Source organism: Massilia sp. DWR3-1-1 (assembly GCF_049898325.1).
In the GTDB taxonomy this organism is placed as follows: domain Bacteria; phylum Pseudomonadota; class Gammaproteobacteria; order Burkholderiales; family Burkholderiaceae_D; genus JAFCUW01.
Genome location: NZ_JAFCXL010000086.1, coordinates 1 through 560, shown reverse-complemented (window position 1 = coordinate 560; position 560 = coordinate 1). Strand labels below are relative to the sequence as shown.

Here is a 560-nt window from a genome sequence, read left to right as displayed (position 1 = left end):
CGCGTGTAGGCCTCGTCCAGATAAAATCCCGCATAGCTCCAACGACGCCAGTTAGCCAGCAGTTGCGGCCGTACTTGCAGCAGCGCCTGAAAGAAATACAAGGCCGCCATGCCTATCAAGGCGATCAGACCGAGCCCTTGGTGAGGGACATTCTGGAGACCAAGAGGCAGCGAGTGCCCCGCAGTAGTGGCAACCGTGAGGCCAATAACCATCAGAAACCCGAAAAATGCTTGGGCACTGCGTGCTTGCCAGTCGGTTTGTACGCCAGGTAACCACAGCAAGGGAGCCCAGGCGAGGCCAAGCACCACGCTCCACCACCAAGGCCAGGATGCATGACCCACCAGTTTCAGCACAAACAGCACTAACAGCACAGCGGAGATCGTTACCACCGGTGCCAGTACCAGGCTGACAGTGCCTGGTGACGAAGCACCGCGCAAAATTTGCAAGCGGGTCTGGCGTACGGCGGTCGAAGCCGAAAGGAAGGCATGGGCCTTGTACAGTGAATGGCCAATCAGATGTAGAGCGGCAAGGGTGTAGAGGCCCAGCGCGCATTCAAGCAA

Annotated in this window: 1 pseudogene; it reads right to left on the bottom strand. The window is 58.2% G+C overall.

Annotated features, from left to right (window positions below):
* Window positions 1-560, bottom strand: a pseudogene (locus tag ACP7EY_RS24040) (NADH-quinone oxidoreductase subunit L); the annotation flags it as partial.